Genomic DNA, 21,931 nt, shown 5'->3' with positions numbered 1-21,931 from the left:
CATGCGCAAACACAGACCCACAATTAGAGACCACTCAGCAGAAGCTAACCTATTTGCTCGTCGCGCCTTTGTGGGGTTTGTATTTGTTACTATTTTAGTCGCGGTTTTACTTTCCAATTTATATACCATTCAAGTTGATGATCACCAAGATTATCAAACACGTTCTAACGACAATCGCATTAAAGTTATTCCTATTGCTCCTAACCGAGGCCTTATTTATGACCGCAATGGTGTGTTGCTTGCTGAAAATAAACCGGTTTATAATTTAGAAGTCATTCCTGAAGAAGTTGACGATCTTGATGCATCACTGTCAGCACTGACACAATTTATTGATATCTCAGAGCAACAAAAAAACGATTTTCTTGATGATATAAAGCATAACCGTCGCTTTAAGAGCCAAGTATTAAAAGCACGTTTAAACGAACAAGAAGTAGCGCGTTTTTCAGTTAATCAGTATAAATTCCCTGGGTTTAGTATCGAAGCACGTTTGGCACGCTACTACCCGTTTGCAGACACCCTAACTCATTCGTTAGGTTACGTCGCTAAACTCAATAAAAAAGAACTGGCTCAGCTCGAATCACAAGAGCAAGGTACTAATTACCGTGCAACCCATGATATTGGTAAACTCGGTATTGAGAAATATTATGAACAACTGCTGCATGGCCAAGTAGGCTCGCAGCGGGTTGAAGTCAATAATCGTGGTCGTGTCATTCGTACCTTAAGCATGACTCCTCCGCAACCAGGTAATGATTTAGTGCTCACCCTTGATGTTGGCTTGCAGCAGATTGCCCAACATGCACTTAAAGATATGCGTGGCGCTGTAGTCGTCATGGACGCTAAAGACGGTGGCGTGTTAGCGCTGTATTCTAATCCCAGTTATGATCCGAACTTATTTGTTCACGGTATTAGCAGTAAAAACTATAAAGCCCTATTAAACCCTGACCGACCTCTTATAAATAGAACCACACAAGGACGTTATGCACCAGCATCGACGGTAAAACCTCACATGGCAGTTCTTGCTCTTGAAGAAGGTCTCGTTACCGAGCAAACGTCAATGTGGGATCCTGGCTTCTTTCAAATTCCGAATGTTGATCATAAATGGCGAGATTGGAAACGTTGGGGCCATGGTCATGTTGATGTTTACAAAGCCATTGAAGAGTCGTGCGATACCTACTTTTATGATGTCTCTTATCGATTAGGGATCACAAAAATCAGTGATTTTATGGCACAGTTTGGCTACGGTGATTTAACCGGCATTGATATTCATGAAGAAACCACGGCTATTTTGCCCTCAAAAGAATGGAAAGAAGGCCGTTTTAAAGAATCATGGTGGCGTGGCGATACAATCTCAGTTGGCATTGGCCAAGGTTATTGGACCGCAACCCCCCTACAAATCGCAAACGCGATGAATATATTAGTGAACCGTGGAATTAACCACCCACCACACTTAGTACAAGTTGTGAAAAAAGACGATGAAGTTACACAAATCAATAATGAAGAAAAACCCCCGATTTTTTTAAAAGAACCTCACCATTGGCAAATCGCTTTAGATGCTATGCATAACACAGTACAAAAAGCCTCTGGTACCGCTCACAAAGCATTTAAAGGAACAAATTACGATTCAGCAGGTAAAACAGGCACCGCACAAATAGTCAGTATTGCTCAAGGTGAACGCTACGATGCAAAATCCCTCAAAGAGCGTCAACGTGATAACACTATCTATGTAGGCTTTGCACCTTATGAGGATCCCAGAATCGTTGTTTCTGTTGTTCTAGAAAACAATCATGGCGGTGTGCAAATTGCTCGCCAACTAATGGATTACTACTTTGCTGCAAATCCCGTTAATCTTGCCAGGAATAACACACCATGACTACTCTACATGATGGTCGTTCAATCTGGGTGCGTATGCATCTTGACTTGCCGCTACTACTGGCATTGCTATTAATGATGGCAGGCAGTGTAACCGTTGTTTATAGCGCCAGTGGTCAAGACCCGGCAATGATGATCCGCCATATTACCAGGATGGGCGGCGCAATTTTAGGCATGCTTATTTTGGCGCAATTTTCACCAGCGACCTTAAAGCGTTTAGTTATTCCTTTATATTGTGCTGGGTTACTGATGCTAGTTGCGGTGCTGTTATTTGGCGTCAGCTCCAAAGGCGCTCAGCGCTGGTTAGATTTAGGTATTACCCGTTTTCAACCTGCTGAATTAATGAAAATAGCCGTGCCTATGATGGTGGCTTGGTATATTGGCCGTAATCATTTACCGCCTAGAGCACTACACTTAGTTGTTGGTTTTACCATTGTTATGGTTCCCACACTCCTGATCAAAGAGCAGCCCGACTTAGGCACATCTATCTTAATCGCCAGTTCAGGGATATTTGTATTATTTTTGTCTGGTCTAAGCTGGCGATTAATCGGCTTTTTGAGCGCTTTGGTTGCTTTAGCTGCGTGGCCTTTTTGGCATTACGGTATGCATGACTATCAAAAACAGCGGGTACTAACTTTGTTCAATCCAGAAAGCGATCCTCTTGGCTCTGGTTACCATATTATTCAATCAAAAATAGCAATTGGCTCCGGTGGTATTGAAGGTAAAGGTTGGTTGCAAGGCACCCAATCACAATTAGAATTTTTACCCGAACGCCATACTGATTTTATCTTCTCTGTACTTAGTGAGGAGTTTGGTCTTTTTGGTGTATGTGTTTTATTATGCATGTATCTATTCATCATTGGTCGCGGTTTATATATCGCGGTTAATGCCCAAGATGCATTTGGTAAATTACTGGCAGGTGCACTGACCCTGACTTTTTTTGTTTATGTATTTGTAAATATTGGCATGGTATCAGGGTTACTGCCTGTAGTGGGTGTACCATTGCCATTAATAAGTTATGGCGGTACATCGATGGTTACCTTAATGGCTGGATTTGGCATTATTATGTCTATCGCAACTGATAAAAGGATGCTATTAAAGTAATGCGTTACTGTCTAAAGTTGTTCAGTTGTTCATGGTTAATGATTGTTTTAAGCGCTTGTAGTTCCTCAGGCATAAATCACAGTGACCGGTATAGTATGCGCCACGATTCTGCACCACTTCGCGCGCCAACTGAATTAGAAATGCAAGATGCCATAGTCACTAAAGTTACCAAAAGTGCCAGTGCTGGCCGCGCTTACACCGTTAATGGCAAAAACTATACTCCGATGCTGGATGAAACTGGCTATAGCGAAGAAGGTATCGCCTCATGGTATGGGCGCAAATTTCATGGTTACCACACCTCAAATGGCGAAATATATGATATGTTCGCGATGACTGCCGCTCATAAAACGTTACCCTTACCAAGCTTTGTAAAAGTAACCAACACCAGTAATGGCAAGTCTGTGATTGTCCGTGTAAATGATCGTGGCCCATTTCATGATGACCGCTTAATCGATTTATCCTATGCAGCAGCGTATAAACTTGGTTACTATCATCATGGTACAGCCAAGGTTAAGCTTGAGGCTATCACAATGCCCGATTCGACTGCGCGTTTGAGTTATATTCAAGTCGCTGCAGGCAGTACCTTAGAAAATATTGAAGCATTAGCGTACACCCTACGCCAGCAATATCAATTACCCACTAATATTGTGGAAAAAGATGCTATTTATAGGCTGCGTTTAGGGCCAATTAAAAATGCTGAGCAAGCTCAGCAAGTACTTGAAAAATTAAAACAGGATCAATTTCAAAACGCGTTCTTGCTTTATAGTGAATAACACCTTTAGAATGAGGTAAACGCGAATCTTTAACTTTAACCATTAATGAGTATGATGAAATCTATTAAATCCAAAATTATTAGCGGTGTGTGTAGCGTTGTTTGCTCTGCTGCCGTTTTTTCTGCGACCGCCCAAATCATCCCAGCCCCACCTCAAGTTAATGCAAAAGGTTATTTTCTTGTTGATTTTACTACAGGTAAAATTATAGCTGAAGGTGAACCTGATACTCGCCTAGCACCTGCCAGTTTAACTAAAATGATGACCAGCTATGTCATTGGTACCGAAATCAAAGCGGGTAACATTGCCCCAACCGATATGGTCACAGTGAGCGAAAAAGCGTGGGCTAAAAACTTTCCTGAATCATCAAAAATGTTTATCGAAGTCGGTAAGCAGGTCACTGTCGATGATTTAAACCACGGTATAATTATTCAATCAGGTAATGATGCCTGTGTGGCTATGGCAGAACATATTGCCGGTAGCGAAAGCGCATTTGCAGACTTAATGAATGCCCATGCTGAGAAATTAGGTATGAGTAACAGCCACTTCATTAACAGCCATGGCTTAGATACCAACGAACACTTCACAACCCCTCGAGATATGGCCACCTTAGGTGCAGCACTTATTCGTGATGTGCCTGACGAGTATGCAGTTTACGCACAAAAATCATTTACTTTTAACGGCATTAAGCAATACAACCGTAACTCACTGTTATGGGATGAAAGCTTAAACGTTGATGGTATAAAAACCGGTCATACATCGGAAGCCGGTTACAGCTTAGTAAGTTCAGCGACTAAAGATGATATGCGTTTAATCGCCGTGGTTATGGGTACTTCGAGTGAACGTGCACGTAAAGTAGAAAGTAAAAAATTACTTAACTATGGTTTTCGTTTTTTTGAAACAATCACACCTTACAAAGCCGGCGACAGTTTTGCCGAGCAACGTATTTGGATGGGTAACAAAGAAAATGTATCGTTAGGCATTTTAGTTGATACGCCGATCACTATTCCGCGTGGCCAACGTAAAAATTTAAAAGCCGACTTTAAACTTGATAAAGTTTTAGAGGCGCCATTAGCGAAAGGCTCTACCGTAGGTACTTTATCTTTACAACTTGAAGGCGAAGTAATTGCTCAGTATCCTCTGGTAACGCTTGAAGAAGTTGAAGAAGGTAGCTTCTTTAGTAAAATTTATGATTACCTACGTTTACAAATAATGTAAAACGCTACCAAATAATATAAGCGCCTTGCAAAGCAAGGCGTTTTTTTTTGCTTTAAAGATGGTAGAATGCGCCCCATATCTAACCCGCAAATAACCAGAATACCAATTGTCTTACGTAAGCGATTAATTCAATTGCTATAAAGGTCGAGAACAGGTTATCTAATCGGTTTATTGTTTAGTAAAATAGTACTAAACGCACATAAGTATGAGGAGTCAACGTCGTGGCTACACCGGTAAAAAATACTAAATTTGATGAATATTTAGAATACCCTTGCCCTTTTACATTTAGAGTAATGGGGTTGGCAAACGTCAACTTAACTGACCAAATTCTAACTAAGTTACAACCTATTGCCCCTGGCGATTACGCGCCAAAAGTTAAACCTAGCAGCAAAGGTAATTATGAGTCAGTTAGCTTAGTCGTTACCGTGACCAGCGGCACTCATATTGAAGAAATTTATAACGTGATAAGTGCGATTGATGACGTACGACACATGCTTTAAACGCTAAGCGGAGTAAGCTGTGAGCGAAAATACCTTAATCGTCCGTCAACTTGGTAAACAGCGTTACATGCCAATTTGGCAACAAATGCAAAACTATACTGATGTTCGAACTGAGCATGATGCGGATGAAATATGGCTCGTTGAACATGAGCCAGTATTCACGCAAGGCCAAGCAGGTAAAGATGAACACCTACTTGCCCCTGGCGACATTGAAGTGATCAAGGTTGACCGAGGTGGTCAAGTAACCTATCACGGACCGGGCCAGCAAATGATGTACGTATTATTTAACTTACGTCGCTTGAAAATTGGCGTACGAGAATTGGTCACATGGCTTGAAGAGTGTATTATCGATACACTCAATGATTACGGTATTAAAGCCTACGCAAAAGCAGATGCCCCAGGGGTTTATGTTAACGATAGCAAAATAGCATCATTAGGACTTCGTGTTCGCCGTGGCTGCTCTTTTCATGGTCTAGCATTGAATGTAAACATGGACATGAGTCCGTTTTTACGTATCAACCCATGTGGTTACGCCGGTATGAACATGGTGCAAACAACCGACTTGAACGGCCCAGAAAACCTTGCGCAAGCAGGTGCTGGTCTCGTAAAACATATGATTAAAAAACTTAATGCGACACAGGTTAAGTATACTGAAGGGTTTGAAAACGAATGAATAAACCAGTCAAGATGGAACCAGGGGTAAAACTACGCGACGCTGAAAAAATGGCGTTGATCCCAGTAAAAGTATTACCCACTGAAAAAAACGAAATGTTACGCAAGCCAGAGTGGCTAAAAATTCGCTTACCTAAATCAACCGAGCGGATCGACGGCATTAAACAAGCCATGCGTAAGCACGGACTGCATTCAGTGTGTGAAGAAGCCTCTTGCCCTAACTTATCAGAATGCTTTAATCACGGTACAGCAACTTTTATGATTTTAGGCGCAATTTGTACTCGTCGTTGCCCATTTTGTGATGTTGCCCATGGCCGTCCGTTAACACCAGACGCCGCAGAGCCTGAAAAGTTGGCTCTTACTATTCGCGATATGAAATTAAGCTATGTAGTGATCACCTCAGTGGATCGAGATGATTTACGTGATGGCGGCGCACAACATTTTGCTGATTGTATTCGTGAAATTCGTAAGTATAACCCAAAAATCACCATCGAAATTTTAGTGCCTGATTTTCGTGGTCGCATGGACCGAGCGCTTGAAATCTTAATAGAAACGCCACCAGATGTATTCAATCATAACCTTGAAACTGCACCGCGTTTATATAAACTTGCGCGCCCAGGTGCTGACTACAAATGGTCATTAGAATTACTGCGTCGCTTTAAAGAAGCACACCCTGAAGTGAAAACTAAATCAGGTCTAATGGTTGGTCTTGGCGAAGAAATTAGCGAAATCGAAGAAGTACTGCGTGATTTACGCGCGCATAATGTCGATATGCTAACGGTTGGCCAATACCTACAGCCATCAAAGCATCACTTACCTGTAAAACGCTACGTGCCACCAGCAGAGTTTGACGCGCTTAAAGAGTACGCTGATGAAATTGGCTTTACTCATGCCGCATCAGGTCCATTTGTTCGTTCAAGCTACCATGCTGATCAACAAGCTGCGGGTAAAGAAGTGAAGTAATCATTTTTACAAAATTGAAAAAGCCGTTAGTAATGGATTAAATCACTAACGGCTTTTTGTTTTCTTAATCACGTGCAATTTATATCGATACCGACACTCATCTCGCATGTCTTTAATTACTAAAGCTAGGATTATATTGATAAACGGCTTGTGATTTAGTCAGCCCCCCTGTGAGGTTCCAACTACTTAAACTATTCATACCATCGAACGCAATCAAAGCTCGTTGCACTACTTTTTGCGTATAATTAGCCATGAAGTCTTCATATTTAAACGATGGCTGCGCGATGATTAGCTGTTGACCAGCCGAGGGAATACCGCTGTACCATAGTGTTACACTGACTTGTGCATCAATTGAGCCTAAGTCAATTTGTGCTCCTTTATAAACACGCTCGTAAATAGTTAAGTTGCCGACTTGTGCCAGCATCAAATTATCATTAAAACTAAACTCTGATTCAAAGCCAGAGTCATGCGTATTTATATCTTTAAAGTCATTGATTGTACGAGTATTTGGTGCTTTAGTTGAATGACTATAAACTACTTGGTAATCAGAATTGGTTATTCCTCAGTCAGCCTCTAGCTTAGTCTTGGTGCCGTTAGTCGCTGATGATAAATCTTCGAAATTAGCGATATAGCGATCCCGACTGCGAAATTTCAATGTCACTTCTGAATTACCATTTTCGATTGGTTCACGAAACGAATAACCTAAATTTTGCAGCTGACAGCTACCTAGAGTATCGAAAAACTTAACTGTACGGTTCTTATCAAGTGATAATGAGCCATTTACATCGTAAGATTGCCGCCTCTACTATGGCTTTAAATGCACTAAAATAACTGTCTACGTTAGCCGACTCATTACTATAAGTTAGTTTGCTAGGCTCGAGTAAACCCTTATACTATCGAGAAATCACATCAGGATTATCGGCACTAACAGCGCTACAAATTAATAATAATGACAAACCACTGACAAATTCGCTTTTATGTTTCATCACTAACCTTTATAAATTGTAATAAAAAAAGCCGACGTGAATCGGCTTGAATTCATTATGATTATTGAATAGGTGATAAATCCAGACCATCAACTATATACAAGGTATTACCATCAACGACAGTATTATTAGTATCTAAATACTTTTGCCCTAACGGCCCTCCAATAGTGGCTTCAGACCAAGTAGCAAAGTCATCATCATTAATCACCCCCAAACGCGTATTATCGATAAGCCATAAACCTTCCATCTTGTCATGTGGGTAAGAAACTTCGTTAACCATATCAACAACTGGCGATGTGCTTTTTGTCACTGGTAAGATATTCTTTGCAGCTAGTTCAGCCCAACCTGCATCATAATCAACTGCATCATTTATAACTTGCTCTATTGTTTTACCTGCAATGATTAAACCTAAATTGCTATTTTGTTCAATATCCCCCATTGCTGCAACTGCTTCTAAATCGGTCGCACCGCTGATATCAATCTTATAAACATGCTTTTGTGCTGTCTCATCACCTTTGTTATAAAAAGCACCGTCACGTTCAAGTACTAAGAAGCTCGTGTTGCTCAGCGCTTTAATTGCTGAGTTAGAATTCGACCCTTTAACCTGTCGATACAAATATTGCGAAATATTGCCAGTTTCTAAATCAACAGTGACAATACGAGTTAAATCTGTACGGTTTTTACTCGGATTATCCAAGCTTGATTGCATAATGCCGACTAATGTTTTCTGATCAGGTGTGATCGCTAACCCCTCCATACCACGGTTAGCCCATCGATTAGCAAACTCTGCTGGTAAGTTAATCTTCAAACCGTAATCAGTATTAATAGCATCTGTACGTATGTCTGCGGTAAATGCATTAATACGGCCAATTTCTTTACCGTTAGCATCATAATGCACCATGTGTGGACCATACTCATCGCTAACCCAGAAAGTACCATCTTTTAAAGCAGCTAAACCTTCGGCATCCAAACCATAATCATCATAAACTGCAGGGTTAGTAACTTCGTCATACGGCTGCGTCATATCTGCGCGAATAACTTCGCCATCAGTCGTATACGGTACTTCACCTGTTCCACCTAATGCAGCTGAATTTGGTAGGCCACTAATATTGTTACCATCACGATCTTTGAGCAAAATATCTTTAATCTTAGCGATATCACCCGTTGACTGAACTGCAAATAAACCAATACGCGGCGTGTAGTCAGGTGTTGGGAACTTCTTACCATTACCGTGAGGTGCGCCCTCTTGAGAGGTTCGATAATTAGAATTAGGACCACGATCAGTTAAAGCATAAAATTGTGTCGTATTCATCGGGTGACCATCCATATCAGAGCCGTAACCACCATTGCGTACCTCAAAAGTAGATCCTGGGTAATAATAATTTTCTAGTTCGTTGCGCATTACGGTATAAGATAGACGCTCACCGGTAGTCCCAAAATTATCAGGGTTACAAAGAAAGGACGTACTTGTAACCTCTGTTGTGGCTAAAGCACCATTGCGGTCGGCATCCAAACCCGAATCAATTTTTATGCCGCCCATCCAACAGTTGCTATCGCCCATATTCAACTCTGTTTGCATAACTAAGCTGTTTAATCCAACAGCACCGTCTATACCGCCATTACCATTCGTGCCATCTGTCCCATTAGCACCGTCTTTACCATCACTACATGCGCCTAGTAATACTGTTACTAAAACGAACGATAGGTTTAGTTTAAATTTTTTCACAACAACTCCATTTATACTTTTTATAATTAGAGTGGTCATAGTAAGCAGTAAAAATGACAGCAATTAATGCCTAATAATTACTAACTTGAACTTTCAATGAAACTTGCATGACAAATTCATAGTTGATTATGAATAAACATCAAATAAAGAGGCTCTTCAATCGATTACAAGTAACTAACGGACTTATTTAAGCGCTGAGCAGCTTAAGCACATTCGCTTCCTCACGCTGCATTGCCTGACGTTCATGGGCATACAACTGCGCTAATTTAATCTCTGACAATGGCGTTTTAGCACTTACCAGAGTTAGCTCTAAATTAGGCTGCACATGACTAAATACATAATGAACTCGCGCAATATGAAATTCTGAACTGACTAAAATGGCCGCGGTTATATGTTCCGCTATAAGTATTGGCTTAGTGAGTAACACATCCTCAAAGGTAAAGCGGCTTAGTGCCACCGGTAAAAAAGCAGATTCGGGTATGCCAAGTTCAATTAAGTAACTTTTAGTATATTCACCATGGGCGTGGTTAGTGGTATTAAAATGTGCGCCAAACCCGCCGGTGCACAATACCTTAACAGAGGGGTTTGCTTGGTATATTTGATAAGCTCGCTGACAACGGCTTTTTGCTATTACTGATAAACTACCATCGTTGTTATTTGGCCCACCTAAAACAATCAGTGCCGTTTTAATTTCGCTATTCGTCGCTGCTCTCATTACGCGATTCTCAATTGTTTTTTATTCTTTGGCTATCAGCTTAAAACTATTTTTGCGGTTTGCAATTAATCATTAGGTCAAACGGCTTTTCCTTGAGACAATCCACACTGTTATTTTTAAAACATGGTTCTTTATGAAACTATTAGTTAGAAACTTATCACGTACTATCACTGAACATGAGATCCGCGTACTTTTTACTGAACACGGTAAAGTAGCCGATTGTAATTTAGTACTAGATAAAGAAACCGGCCAATCGAAAGGCTTTGCCTTTGTAGAAATGCCAAACGATGCAGAAGCTGCTGTAGCAATAAAAGCATTGAATCAAAGTACTGTTGATAAAAGCAAGATCCGCGTAAAGAAAGCTGACGCTTAAACGTGTTATTTTGTTGCAAAAGGCCAGCACTCTTCGCTGGCTTTTAGCTTTTCCCCACACAACTTCTGCGCCAGTCCCTTTCACCCAACGAAATTTAATTCAATCACTAAATCATAGTACCCAAAATCAACTAATTGTATTTTATAAAAATATCTGCGCTTCATGGCAAAAAACTAGACAGCAAAACCGACACCCCATATAGTCACAGTATGTATCCTTAAAAACCTGCAATTATGTCTCCTCTTTTTAAATCGCTCAGTATAACTTTATTATTGGGCTTAATTGGCTGTTCAGAGCCTGCTCAAGAACAGGCAACGCTTGACAATACAACCAGTGTAAATTTAAGCAATATTAAACAACATATTAAAACCCTTGCCTCAGACGAATTTGAAGGACGCGGTCCATTAACGCGCGGTGAAGTAAAAACTGTGGGTTACTTAAGTGACCAATACCAAGCGCTTGGATTAACTGGCGCATATAATAATAAGTTTTTACAGCCGGTAAAAATGGCGATGGTAACCGCTGATCAAAACATGCAATTAAAAATTGGCGACTTGAGCTTTACCGCTGGAAAAGATTTTACGGCGCGAACGAAACAATTACAGCCACTTATTGATGTTCGTAATTCAGAGGTAGTATTTGTTGGTTATGGCATTAATGCGCCCGAGTATAATTGGAATGATTATAAAAATATTGATGTAACGGGTAAAACGGTTGTTGTGTTAGTAAATGATCCTGGGTTTGCTACGCAAAACGATGCGCTATTTACCGGCAACGCCATGACCTACTACGGTCGCTGGACTTACAAATACGAAGAAGCCGCTCGCCAAGGCGCAGCCGCAGTATTTATTGTGCACGAAACAGCGCCAGCTGCATATCCTTGGGGCGTAGTTGAAAGCTCAAATACAGGCACAAAATATACCTTGATGGATAACAACCTAAACGCATCAGAACTACCGGTAATGGGTTGGCTAACACTCGATGCAACCGAGCAGCTATTTAAATCAGCAAACTTGAGCTATCAACAATTAAAGCAACAAGCACTTAACGACGACTTTAAAGCTACTGCGCTTAATTTAACAGCAAACCTTGCATTTAAAAACGAAGTGTCACACGCTAAATCACACAATGTTGTTGCGCAATTAACGGGCAGTGAAGCGCCTGATGAATATATTGTGGTCAGCGCACATTGGGACCATTTTGGCACTAAGCAAACTGATAGCGGGCCAAAAATTTATAATGGTGCAGTTGATAATGCCTCAGGCAGTGCTGCCACAATTGAAATCGCTCGTATATTAAGTAACATGCATAAACAAAAACCGTTTAAGCGCTCGATTATTTTTGCAAACTTTACCGCCGAAGAAACAGGGTTAATTGGCTCAGAGCAATTTGCCAGTGGCGAACTTATCCCTACCAAGCAGATGGTCGCTCTGTTAAATATTGATGGTATGAATGTGCTAGATGGCACCGATTACATACTGCAATACGGTAAAGGTTTATCACAAATGGAAGACTACCTTAGCAAAGCCGCAAGCAAACAAGGCCGTCATGTAAAAATGGATCCCGTGCCACAAAACGGCCTATTCTTCCGATCAGATCACTTCTCACTAGCTAAACAAGGCGTACCTGGTTTACTGTTTATGAGTTTAGGTGATACAGATCCAGATTATATTGCTCATAAATACCATAAAGAAGCTGATGATTACTCTGCTCAGTGGTCATTAGGTGGTGTAAAACAAGACATCGAGTTAATTGTTGATATCGCATCACAACTGGCAAACAACGGTGATTGGCCAAAATGGCAAGCAGATTCAGATTTTAAAACTCGTCGCGCCCAAGACCGCGCAGAATAAATTAAGTTGAGTTGGGGTAGGCATTCATCGCCTACCCCATTTTTATTAATGCCCTTTCTTATTGCGTTGTGCGCTCAATAATAAGGTTTCGGCTTTTGCCCCTAAATACACATAAATAGCCAACGCAATCAATAGCCCTACAACCGCCAACATCATATAAATTGCCGGTAATAAATACTGCAACTGCCCCAGCGCTGCCTTAAACATCGTTAATAACGCTTCAATAGACACTGCAATTAAAATAGTTGAAATAAACCGTGTGATAGTGCGCCGCGTTGAACTGTGCCTAAAGATATCTTTATGCATTAAAATTTCTTCTTCGAGAATCGTTTTACCTAAATCAAATATTGCTAACGCGAGGGTGATAAAAATGATGATCGTAAACGGTTCGAGCGGATCATTTTCTATAGAGCGGACAAACAGTAAGCTATAAATATCACCAAACACCCTACCAAGTAAAAATAACACTAAGATAAATAAGCAACTGACAATAATGCCATAACCCGCTTTAAAAAATGGCGTCATCGTGGCGCGAGTACGATCCCCCATAATAAATTCGATTAATTGCGTTAGACATACATCAATCACTAAATAGCGATTTTCGCCATATGAAGCATGTAACGATTTTATTGCTGAAATACATAAGTGATTGGTCGCGATCGAAATATAGGGCGGCGTAAAACGAGTATGTTGCTGCTGTTGGATACCTTGAAAATACGGCCGTTCACTCAAATCCTGTGAATCGCCACGATTATTTAAGGTTTTCATATACTGACGTTTAAAGCAGACATTATTACCTAGCTGCACGCCATTTTTATCTAAACAGTATTGTAATTCTAAAAATGGGTATTGAGCGATTAAGTAACGATTATCTTGTTGTTTTTTAACACCGTCTTCTAAGCTTGCTAGCACTGAGTCAAGTAAGTCGTGGATCACGGTTTGGTATTCTTGGTAACGTTCGACGCTACTGATATAACTCATTCTTGCCATGTGTTTGCTCCTAACTGCATAATTAAAAGTAATAGCAATTACAGAACCAACTTTACAAAAACTTATAAATCAATTAGTTGTATTATTTAAATAAAATAAATAATCTATTTCGCACCAACCAGGTGCAAAATAAAGTGCTGGACTTACTTTTTTGCAAGCACAAAAAATGGGCTACTTAGCCCATTTTTTCATTAAATCAATTACTTTTAAATTTCATCATCAGAGTCTTGCACTTGACGTTGTGCAGCTCTAGCAATGATTTCAACATAAAACGACTCTAAGCCTTGTTTTTCAATTTCGCTGATTGAGTTGCTAATTTCAGCAACGTGCACCACTTGGGCATCTTCAGCAGTGTTACCAAATTTACAATCAAATGCCCAGTAATCAGCATCAATTGGCAACGTTTTGTTACGCTCTCTTTTCAAATACTTTTTTACTTCATGCTTTGCAGCATCTACCATGCGAGGGTATTTGATTTTCTCGTGATTCAGCGTGAATGTTTTCTTCATTACGTTCCTAATTACCTTGATTTAATGATGATGGCAATAATACCAAGTAAATTGGAAATGCCATTTGGGGTCATTATAGCAATTGCATTTAGTTTGTGGATGCTTTTTTTACACTAAAATAAATAAAATATTTTTACCGATAATTATTACAGCTTAATATCACGCTTGGGCAAGGTGTAAGGGTTGATGAAGCTCAGCATTATTAAGGCTATCGTAAAATGCAGCCGCATCCATTTGCGGATGATCCAGCTGTGTTTCTTTATCTAAATGACGCTTTCGCACGACAAGTTCGCAATTATCAATCACCATTAGTGGAATATGGTTTTTATCATCTCTGATCACTAATGGTTCCGGCGCAAGGCACGAGCGTAAACGAATATCTGCCATGCTGCCTTGTTGTAATAGCTGTGCATTATGTTGGCCAATGAGCATATCAAATTCATCTGGAGCCAATGCTTGCTCAGGCCCTGCCCCTAATTGTTCACGTAATTGCGCTTCAGTTGGTGTTGAAGCATGTGCATCAAATGGGGTTTTAGGGAGATGAAATTGACTAAAATCTAACACGTCATGAGAAAGCATTGCCAATAATAATGCAAACTCGCCACGACGGTGTTCTGAGACACTTTTGGCAAGACGATTGTTAAGTTGACTCTCTGTGATTAACAAATCATCGATTGGCATAGACTTTAGCCGATTGCAGTTAGTAATAGATATTTATCGGCTTTATTTAATATTTCTTTAGCTTTTTTCTTTACTTAAATGCTCACTTTGCTATTATCAGCGCCGTTGCATTGGAGGGGTTCCCGAGCGGCCAAAGGGATCAGACTGTAAATCTGACGGCTCAGCCTTCGCTGGTTCGAATCCAGCTCCCTCCACCACTTTTCTTACCGCTAAGTTAAGTGGGGCCAAATGCGACAAAATTAGTGTGGAGGGGTTCCCGAGCGGCCAAAGGGATCAGACTGTAAATCTGACGGCTCAGCCTTCGCTGGTTCGAATCCAGCTCCCTCCACCACTTTTCTTATCTATCAGCAAAACTTCATTCTTCGAACTTTATTCTCGCTAACTTTATTCTCGCTAACTTTATTCTCGCTAACTTTATTCTCGGTAACTTTATCCTCGGTAACTTTATCCTCGGTAACTTTATCCTCGCTAACTTTATCCTCGCTAACTTTACCCTCGCTAACTTTACCCTCGGTAACTTTATCCTCGCTAACTTTATCCTCGGTAACTTTATCCTCGGTAACTTTATCCTCGCTAACTTTACCCTCGCTAACTTTACCCTCGGTAACTTTATCCTCGCTAACTCATTCGACTACCCATTGTAAACTCGCACCGTGTTGCCTTAACCATTTTGTTGCTTGCTTATAATCAGGATAAAACTCACTGACGCGCTGCCAAAATGCGGCACTGTGATTTAAATATTTCAAGTGAGCTAGTTCATGCACAATTACATAATCAATAATACTCTGCGGCGCACTGGCTAATAACAAATTAAAGGTCAATTCTCGTCGTCGATTACAACTGCCCCAACGACGCTTATAAGTATGAATGCGAATACTGCTAGGTAAAGCCTCTGCCATTTTTAGGCAATAAGCATGTACACGCATTTCAATATAATTTTCTAATTGCTCATGTAAAAAACTTTCGAGCAAGGTTTGGTACATTGGCTGCTGATGCTTAACCCGTCCAGAAAGATTTAGCTGTAACACATTCCCCAGCTGATTTTTTACTAGCTGCCATGCGCTGCGCGAGCTGACACCATAAGTCAGTATCATAGGTTGTGAAAAAACCAGTACGCGATTATCTTGTAATGGGTATTGGCGAGTATCAAGCATTTGACTTTGCTTATTAATTTGCGCATTGATCCAGTCAGTTTTACTTAGCAGCCAGCTTTCAAGTTCCTTTTTAGCAACCCCAACAGGCGCATAAACTGTGACACTTTGTTGCTGGACTTTGATAGCGACAGTTTTGCGGCGGCGACTACGTTTTAATGTATATTCAAACAAACCTAACTCTTGTAATTGACCGACAGTCATTGAACTAATTAACAGGTCACTATAATACCTTGCAAAATAACTGCTAATCTATAACTAAGTAGAATTAAATAAAGCGATATCAAACATGCCTGATAAGCCTTGTTGTCGTTATACCTCTCCCGATGGCCATCATTGTCAAGAAACAGACATGGGCTCAGGTTTTTGTTTTTGGCATGATGCCAAATTTGATAAGTCAGGCTTAGATCTGACCCAAAAATTAGAGCGCTATGCAAAAAAGGGAGGATTATTACAGGGATTGCAATTAAAACGCGCTAACCTCAATGGGCTTAATTTGATAAAACAAGATGATGAGGATGGTTTTGATTTATCTTACAGTAATTTTTATCGTGCAACGCTCACCAACGCTCACCTGTTTAATAATAAAATAGCCCACAGTTCACTGATGAAAGCCAACTTGCACGAAGCAAGCCTGCATTACTGCAACCTACAAGATACAAATTTATTGGGTATAAAACTAAACAACACCCGTATTGATAACATTGAGCTAGGCGCTGAACTATTACAGGAAAAACAAGCTAAAGCAGCGCTTAAACATACAGATAAAAGCGCAGCCCTTGACTTATTTGAACAATCAGAAGAAATATTTCGCAATTTACGTAAAGCATCAGAACAACAAGGCTTATTTGAACTGGCGGGTAATTTCACGTACAAAGAACTGCGGATGCGTCACGCACAATATCCACGGGGTTCAAAAAAACGATTAGCCTCGAGCTGTATTGATATGTTGTGCGGGTATGGTGAAAAGCCTGAAAATGTGATCCGTTTTAGTTTGTCACTGATCATCTGCTGCGCCCTGTGTTATTTTATTTTTGGGGTGATGGATGCTGGTCGTATTATGCAGTTCAATCCGGCGGCAACATTAAGTGATAATTTATTAGCCCTACTTAATAGCTTCTATTTTAGCGTGGTTACTTTTACAACCTTAGGATATGGCGATATTACTCCGGTTGGTTTCTCCCGATTCGTTGCTGCAGTTGAAGCGTTTTGCGGGAGTTTCTCTCTGGCACTATTCGTAGTCGTATTTGTCAAACGTATGACCCGATAATTACCGATTACTTTATCTGCGAAAATAAATAGTTCAGCTAAATACCTGCTATAAAACTGGTTATAAATGATGCTATCATTACGCACAATGAAACTTAGCGAATTGATTTTAAAAAGTTTTTGATTTTGTTAAATTTTGCAGCTAAATATGTAAACAAATAACAGGCATTTGCGCAAAATTAATTAATTGTCTTAACATATATTTCAGGTGATATTAGTTATTACTGAAATAACAGTGTATTGAGCCGTTATGCTTACCGCTTTTTTTATTACCGATCACGATCCGAGCCTTCTTATTAATGGTGTTTATGACCCATTTTTAGTCGCTCTGTCTGTTTTAACGGCTATTTTCTCTGCATTTTTTGCAACTTACATGATCGATCTGGCCAAAGAAACACGCTTCAAAAGTTATCAAAAATTAGCCAACTCAACGGCTTCCTTGGTACTTTCTGGCGGTATTTGGAGTATGCATTTTATTGGTATGTTGGCATTTTCACTGTGTACAAATATCAGCTACGACCCAACACTCACCTTTTTATCTTTCATTCCAGCATTTTTAGCCTGCCTAACTGGCGTGTCATTATTAGTAAAAAATAACGCCACTATTTTCAGTTTAATACTGCCCTCGGTACTACTCGGCGCAGGTATCGGCACTATGCATTACAGTGGTATGGCAGCAATGGAATTGAGCCCGCTGCTACGCTACGATCCATTGATGTTTGGGTTGTCAATTATCGTTGCCGTTGTACTGGCGTTTATATCTTTATATGCTCGCTTTAATATTAAAAAGCACCTCCCAACACTAAATTCTTTGCAGACGCGGTTGATCAGCGCAATCATTTTGGGTTTTGCTGTTGCAGGTATGCATTACATGGGAATGGCGGCAACACGGTTTGTTGCAACCTCGCCATTAATTGGTAATGACAGCGCCAGCTCAGAACTTACATTTGTTGCTATTAGCGTAGTGTTCGCCACCATTATTCTAACCGCGATAGTTGCTATCATTAACGGTATGGTACGCTATCGCATGTTACTTGAAGAAAAAACAGGGAATGAATCTCGCTTAGAGGCTATTTTATCGACCGCTATAGATGGCATAGTAACAATTAACAATCGCGGTATTATCTTAAGCTTTAATAACGCTGCAGAGAATATTTTCGGCTGGCATAGCACTGATGTAAAGGGTAAAAACATAAAAATGCTGATGGCAGATGATATCGCAGCCGAGCATGATGAATATCTATTAAAGGCACATCACATCGATTTAGGTAAAGTTATTGGCGTCAATCGTGATGTTCTTGCTAAACATAAACAAGGTCACCTATTTCCTATTCGCTTAGGTATTGGTGAAGCAAACCAGCCAGGACAAGAGTCAATATTTGTTGGCTTTATTACTGACTTGACTGAGCAACGCAAACTACAACAAAACCTCATAGCGAAAGAACAACAATACCGCTCGCTGATGAATAATATGCCTGGCGTGGTATTTCGCTGCCAGTTGGATAAAAGCTGGAGCATGATTTTTATTAGCCCTAGCATTAATGAAGTAACTGGCTATGTCCCATCGGAATTTATCAATCAGCATATTCAGTTTAGTGATTTGATTTTTAAAGATGATAACAAACGCATCAATAAATCGGTCGAGCAAGCGATCGCTGCTAAATCGCAATACTCAATTGAATACCGACTACGTCATCGAAGTGGCAAGCTAATTTGGGTGCTTGAGAAAGGTAGCTTTGAGTTCAACAAGCAAGGTGAAGCGATTTGGATCGACGGCGTTATTATCGATATTAGTGAACGTCGTGAATACGAAGATAAATTAAAGTTGGCGAAAATAGCCGCCGAAGATGCAGCTCAAGCCAAACAGTCATTTATGGCGAATATGAGTCACGAAATTCGCACACCGATGAATTCGATTATTGGCTTTAGTGATTTATTGATGGATACCCCACTTGATCAAGACCAACAAAAGCACTTAATTATCGTAAATAATGCGGCTCGCTCGCTGTTACGGCTATTAAATGAAATATTGGATTCTGCAAAACTTGAAAAAGGTAAGCTGACCATTGAATTAGTGCATTTTAATCTTCAAGCGGTGCTTGATAGTATTATTTCTACATTTTGGTTAGAAGCAAAAAAGAAAGATCTAGAACTAACACTTACCATCAAAGAGTCTGTTCACCCTACTTATTACGGTGATCCAGACCGAATTCGCCAAGTTTTAACAAATTTAATTGGTAATGCAGTTAAATTTACAGCTCAGGGCTCAGTGAATGTCACTGTCAGTACGACACAAAATAATTACTTATTTTTTGAAGTACAAGATACCGGTATTGGTATTGCTAAAGATCGTCTTAAAGCGGTATTTCAGCCTTTTGAACAAGCTGACGGGACTACTACACGTCGTTTTGGTGGCACTGGACTTGGTACTACTATCAGTAAGCAACTCGTTGAGCTGATGGGTGGCATAATCAACGTAGTCAGTGAAGAAGATAAAGGCAGCTGCTTTTATTTTTCATTGCCTTTAGAGGTCGGTGATGAAACCCAAGTCAATTACTTTGATAAGTTGCATACGCAATTACCTAAGCTGCGCATTTTAGTCGTTGATGACATAGCACAAAATGTTGAGCTACTACAGTTATTATTGTCGCGAGATCAGCATACGATTAGCTCTGCAAGCAACGGCTTAGAAGCGATCGCTATTTTTGAAAAACAAGATTTTGATGTCATTTTAATGGATATCCATATGCCTGAATGTGACGGTATTGCCGCGACCGAAAAAATTCGTGAAATTGAGCAACAACGACAGCTAAAAAAGACTCCGATCATTGCGCTCACCGCCAGTGTCTTACAGCAAGATAAATTAACGGCTAAAAAAGCGGGTATGAATGGCTTCGCCAATAAGCCTGTTGATATCAATCAATTGAATCAAGAGATTGCGCAAGTGCTTGGCTTTGGTTTAAATATAGAAACGCAAATTGCTCACATTGATCCCGCAGCACAGCATATTGATTTTAAAAAAGGACAGCAACTTTGGGGCAGTAAGTGTAAACAGCTGAGCGAAATACACCGTTTTTTTAAAGAGCAGCAGGCTACATGTGACATTATCTTTAATGATGGACTAAATGCCTTAAAAGATATTAATGGCACATTACATACCCTTAAAGGCTTATCTGGTAATTTAGGTTTACCGACTATGATGGCTCTGCTTTCAACCTTAGAAAACAGCCAAGCCCCTGAGCAGCAGGCGCAAATAATTCAGCAATTGCAGATAGAGTTTAATGCGGTCAATGAGTTGTTAGCTAGAAAAACGAGCAGCTGTATAGCAGTGCAAAGCAGCGAAAAAAATACCCAAGTACTATCGCTCAGCGAATTTAAAATACTGTGTGAACAACTGCGTAAAGACGCAGAAAATGCAGAGCTCAATGATGAGTTGTTAGCAACATTAGCAGACAATGCCCCCGCTACTTATCAAAGTGATGTGGATGCATTAATCGAATATTTCGACCAGTTTGACTTTGACAATGCCCAGAGTACTCTTATTGCATTAATAGAGCTGCTCAATCAGGCAGCAAATTTGGAAACACACTGATGGACTTAATAACCGAACGCCCACGAATTCTTATTGTTGATGATGAACCCGCCAACCTTAAAGTCATGCGCGAAGTATTAGGGAATCAATATCGCCTCTCTTTTGCTAAATCGGGTGATGCCGCGCTCGCGTTAGTTGAAAAAGAGCCACCCAAACTCATTCTACTCGATATTATGATGCCAAATATGAGTGGTTTTGAAGTATGTCAGCTGCTTAAACAAAACCCTGCTACTGAGCATATTCCAGTCATTTTTGTGACTGCACTTGCGGATGAAAGTGATGAGTTTAAAGGTTTTGAAATTGGCGCGGTAGATTACATAACCAAGCCTATTAGTCCTGCAATCGTAAGAGCGCGTGTTAAAACTCATTTATCCCTAGTTCAGGCTGAGCAGCTAAAGTTGGCTCACGTTGATTTAGTCCATCGTTTAGGGTGCGCAGCCGAGTATAAAGACACCGATACTGGCGAGCATATTGTGCGCATGAGTAAATACAGTAAAATTTTAGCACTAGCCTATGGAATGAATGAACAACATGCTGAGCTTCTCAAACAAGCAGCGCCGATGCATGACATTGGTAAAATCGGCATTCCCGATGCAATCTTGCTTAAACCAGGGAAATTAACAGCCGAAGAATTTGAACACATGAAACAGCATGCCAAAATCGGCGCTAAAATTTTAGCAAACTCGTCATCGCCGTTATTGCAGCTCGCCTATATACTTGCGATGGAGCATCATGAAAAATGGGATGGATCAGGTTATCCAAACGGTCTTAAAGGTGAGGAAATTTCGATTGAAGGACGTATTGTGGCAATCGCCGATGTATTCGATGCACTTACCTCTAAACGTCCCTATAAGCAAGCTTGGAGCGTTGATGAAGCCATAAGTCATATGCGCGAGCAAGCTGGTAAACACTTTGATCCTCAGCTTATCGCACTTTTTGAAGGCCAGCTAGATGCTGTTTTAGCTGTGTACTCTGCCTACCAAGGCTAAC

19 protein-coding genes and 2 tRNA genes are annotated in these 21,931 nt (G+C 40.4%); 14 read left to right on the top strand and 7 right to left on the bottom strand.

Features of this window, described 5'->3' with window-relative positions:
• Position 1: 1 nt before the first annotated feature.
• The 7 genes from mrdA (at position 2) to lipA (ending at position 7,096) form a co-directional block, all read left to right on the top strand.
• The gene (gene mrdA / locus PVK79_RS06620) at positions 2 to 1,870 is read left to right on the top strand and encodes a penicillin-binding protein 2 (RefSeq protein ID WP_257325538.1); all 1,869 of its coding nucleotides are present in this window, start codon (positions 2 to 4) and stop codon (positions 1,868 to 1,870) included.
• Positions 1,867 to 2,973: a rod shape-determining protein RodA gene (gene rodA / locus PVK79_RS06615; protein WP_145240543.1), complete on the top strand. Its 1,107-nt coding sequence runs from the start codon at positions 1,867 to 1,869 to the stop codon at positions 2,971 to 2,973. The genes mrdA and rodA overlap by 4 nt, the downstream gene beginning before the upstream one ends.
• Positions 2,973 to 3,746, top strand: a complete 774-nt coding sequence (locus PVK79_RS06610) for a septal ring lytic transglycosylase RlpA family protein (RefSeq protein ID WP_145240541.1) — start codon at positions 2,973 to 2,975, stop codon at positions 3,744 to 3,746. Before rodA ends, PVK79_RS06610 begins: the two co-directional genes overlap by 1 nt.
• Before the next feature lie 54 nt (positions 3,747 to 3,800).
• Positions 3,801 to 4,961: a serine hydrolase gene (locus PVK79_RS06605; protein WP_145240539.1), complete on the top strand. Its 1,161-nt coding sequence runs from the start codon at positions 3,801 to 3,803 to the stop codon at positions 4,959 to 4,961.
• 221 nt (positions 4,962 to 5,182) lie between these two features.
• Positions 5,183 to 5,461: a DUF493 family protein YbeD gene (gene ybeD / locus PVK79_RS06600; protein ID WP_145240537.1), complete on the top strand. Its 279-nt coding sequence runs from the start codon at positions 5,183 to 5,185 to the stop codon at positions 5,459 to 5,461.
• Between the two features lie 19 nt (positions 5,462 to 5,480).
• Positions 5,481 to 6,134: a lipoyl(octanoyl) transferase LipB gene (gene lipB / locus PVK79_RS06595; protein ID WP_145240535.1), complete on the top strand. Its 654-nt coding sequence runs from the start codon at positions 5,481 to 5,483 to the stop codon at positions 6,132 to 6,134.
• On the top strand, positions 6,131 to 7,096 hold the full coding sequence (gene lipA / locus PVK79_RS06590) for a lipoyl synthase (RefSeq protein ID WP_145240533.1): 966 nt from the start codon (positions 6,131 to 6,133) through the stop codon (positions 7,094 to 7,096). The genes lipB and lipA overlap by 4 nt, the downstream gene beginning before the upstream one ends.
• A gap of 112 nt (positions 7,097 to 7,208) precedes the next feature.
• On the opposite strand, the gene PVK79_RS06585 is transcribed toward lipA, so the two are convergent.
• The 3 genes from PVK79_RS06585 to PVK79_RS06575 form a co-directional block, all read right to left on the bottom strand.
• On the bottom strand, positions 7,209 to 7,520 hold the full coding sequence (locus PVK79_RS06585) for a hypothetical protein (protein ID WP_220493532.1): 312 nt from the start codon (positions 7,518 to 7,520) through the stop codon (positions 7,209 to 7,211).
• Positions 7,521 to 8,143: 623 nt separating this feature from the next.
• A complete protein-coding gene (locus PVK79_RS06580; protein ID WP_257325537.1) occupies positions 8,144 to 9,808 on the bottom strand; it encodes an esterase-like activity of phytase family protein in 1,665 nt (554 codons plus the stop codon).
• A 187-nt stretch (positions 9,809 to 9,995) separates the two neighbouring features.
• Positions 9,996 to 10,523, bottom strand: coding sequence for a YdcF family protein (locus tag PVK79_RS06575; RefSeq protein WP_257325536.1), 528 nt, complete (start codon positions 10,521 to 10,523; stop codon positions 9,996 to 9,998).
• Positions 10,524 to 10,656: 133 nt separating this feature from the next.
• Between PVK79_RS06575 and PVK79_RS06570 the strand changes: the two genes are divergently transcribed.
• The gene (locus PVK79_RS06570; protein ID WP_145241401.1) at positions 10,657 to 10,896 is read left to right on the top strand and encodes an RNA recognition motif domain-containing protein; all 240 of its coding nucleotides are present in this window, start codon (positions 10,657 to 10,659) and stop codon (positions 10,894 to 10,896) included.
• A gap of 233 nt (positions 10,897 to 11,129) precedes the next feature.
• On the top strand, positions 11,130 to 12,749 hold the full coding sequence (locus PVK79_RS06565) for a M28 family metallopeptidase (protein WP_425607877.1): 1,620 nt from the start codon (positions 11,130 to 11,132) through the stop codon (positions 12,747 to 12,749).
• A 45-nt stretch (positions 12,750 to 12,794) separates the two neighbouring features.
• Here the strand turns inward: PVK79_RS06565 and PVK79_RS06560 are convergent, their stop codons facing one another.
• From PVK79_RS06560 to PVK79_RS06550, 3 genes are all read right to left on the bottom strand, one after another.
• Positions 12,795 to 13,739 carry a PDC sensor domain-containing protein gene (locus PVK79_RS06560; protein WP_257325535.1) on the bottom strand — a complete coding sequence of 315 codons (945 nt, stop codon included), beginning with the start codon at positions 13,737 to 13,739 and terminating at the stop codon, positions 12,795 to 12,797.
• A 206-nt stretch (positions 13,740 to 13,945) separates the two neighbouring features.
• Positions 13,946 to 14,248, bottom strand: a complete 303-nt coding sequence (locus tag PVK79_RS06555; protein WP_145241408.1) for a DUF6172 family protein — start codon at positions 14,246 to 14,248, stop codon at positions 13,946 to 13,948.
• A gap of 159 nt (positions 14,249 to 14,407) precedes the next feature.
• Positions 14,408 to 14,929: a VC2046/SO_2500 family protein gene (locus tag PVK79_RS06550; RefSeq protein WP_257325534.1), complete on the bottom strand. Its 522-nt coding sequence runs from the start codon at positions 14,927 to 14,929 to the stop codon at positions 14,408 to 14,410.
• A gap of 112 nt (positions 14,930 to 15,041) precedes the next feature.
• Between PVK79_RS06550 and PVK79_RS06545 the strand changes: the two genes are divergently transcribed.
• Together PVK79_RS06545 and PVK79_RS06540 are read left to right on the top strand one after the other, a co-directional pair.
• Positions 15,042 to 15,126, top strand: a tRNA-Tyr gene (locus PVK79_RS06545).
• A 49-nt stretch (positions 15,127 to 15,175) separates the two neighbouring features.
• Positions 15,176 to 15,260 (top strand) — tRNA-Tyr (locus tag PVK79_RS06540).
• Between the two features lie 292 nt (positions 15,261 to 15,552).
• Here the strand turns inward: PVK79_RS06540 and PVK79_RS06535 are convergent.
• The gene (locus PVK79_RS06535) at positions 15,553 to 16,284 is read right to left on the bottom strand and encodes a M48 family metallopeptidase (protein WP_257325533.1); all 732 of its coding nucleotides are present in this window, start codon (positions 16,282 to 16,284) and stop codon (positions 15,553 to 15,555) included.
• An 85-nt stretch (positions 16,285 to 16,369) separates the two neighbouring features.
• On the opposite strand from PVK79_RS06535, the gene PVK79_RS06530 reads away from it, so the two are divergent.
• The 3 genes from PVK79_RS06530 (at position 16,370) to PVK79_RS06520 (ending at position 21,930) form a co-directional block, all read left to right on the top strand.
• Positions 16,370 to 17,350, top strand: a complete 981-nt coding sequence (locus PVK79_RS06530; RefSeq protein ID WP_145241414.1) for an ion channel — start codon at positions 16,370 to 16,372, stop codon at positions 17,348 to 17,350.
• Positions 17,351 to 17,599: 249 nt separating this feature from the next.
• Entirely contained in the window at positions 17,600 to 20,941 is a 3,342-nt protein-coding gene (locus tag PVK79_RS06525) for an MHYT domain-containing protein (protein WP_182735741.1), read from the top strand.
• Positions 20,941 to 21,930, top strand: coding sequence for a response regulator (locus PVK79_RS06520; protein WP_149980744.1), 990 nt, complete (start codon positions 20,941 to 20,943; stop codon positions 21,928 to 21,930). The genes PVK79_RS06525 and PVK79_RS06520 overlap by 1 nt, the downstream gene beginning before the upstream one ends.
• Position 21,931: the final 1 nt, after the last annotated feature.

The organism is Pseudoalteromonas rhizosphaerae (assembly GCF_028885455.1).
Taxonomy (GTDB): Bacteria; Pseudomonadota; Gammaproteobacteria; order Enterobacterales; family Alteromonadaceae; genus Pseudoalteromonas; species Pseudoalteromonas rhizosphaerae.
Note: the sequence above shows the minus strand (reverse complement) of the source record. Positions and strands in the feature narration are given on the sequence as shown.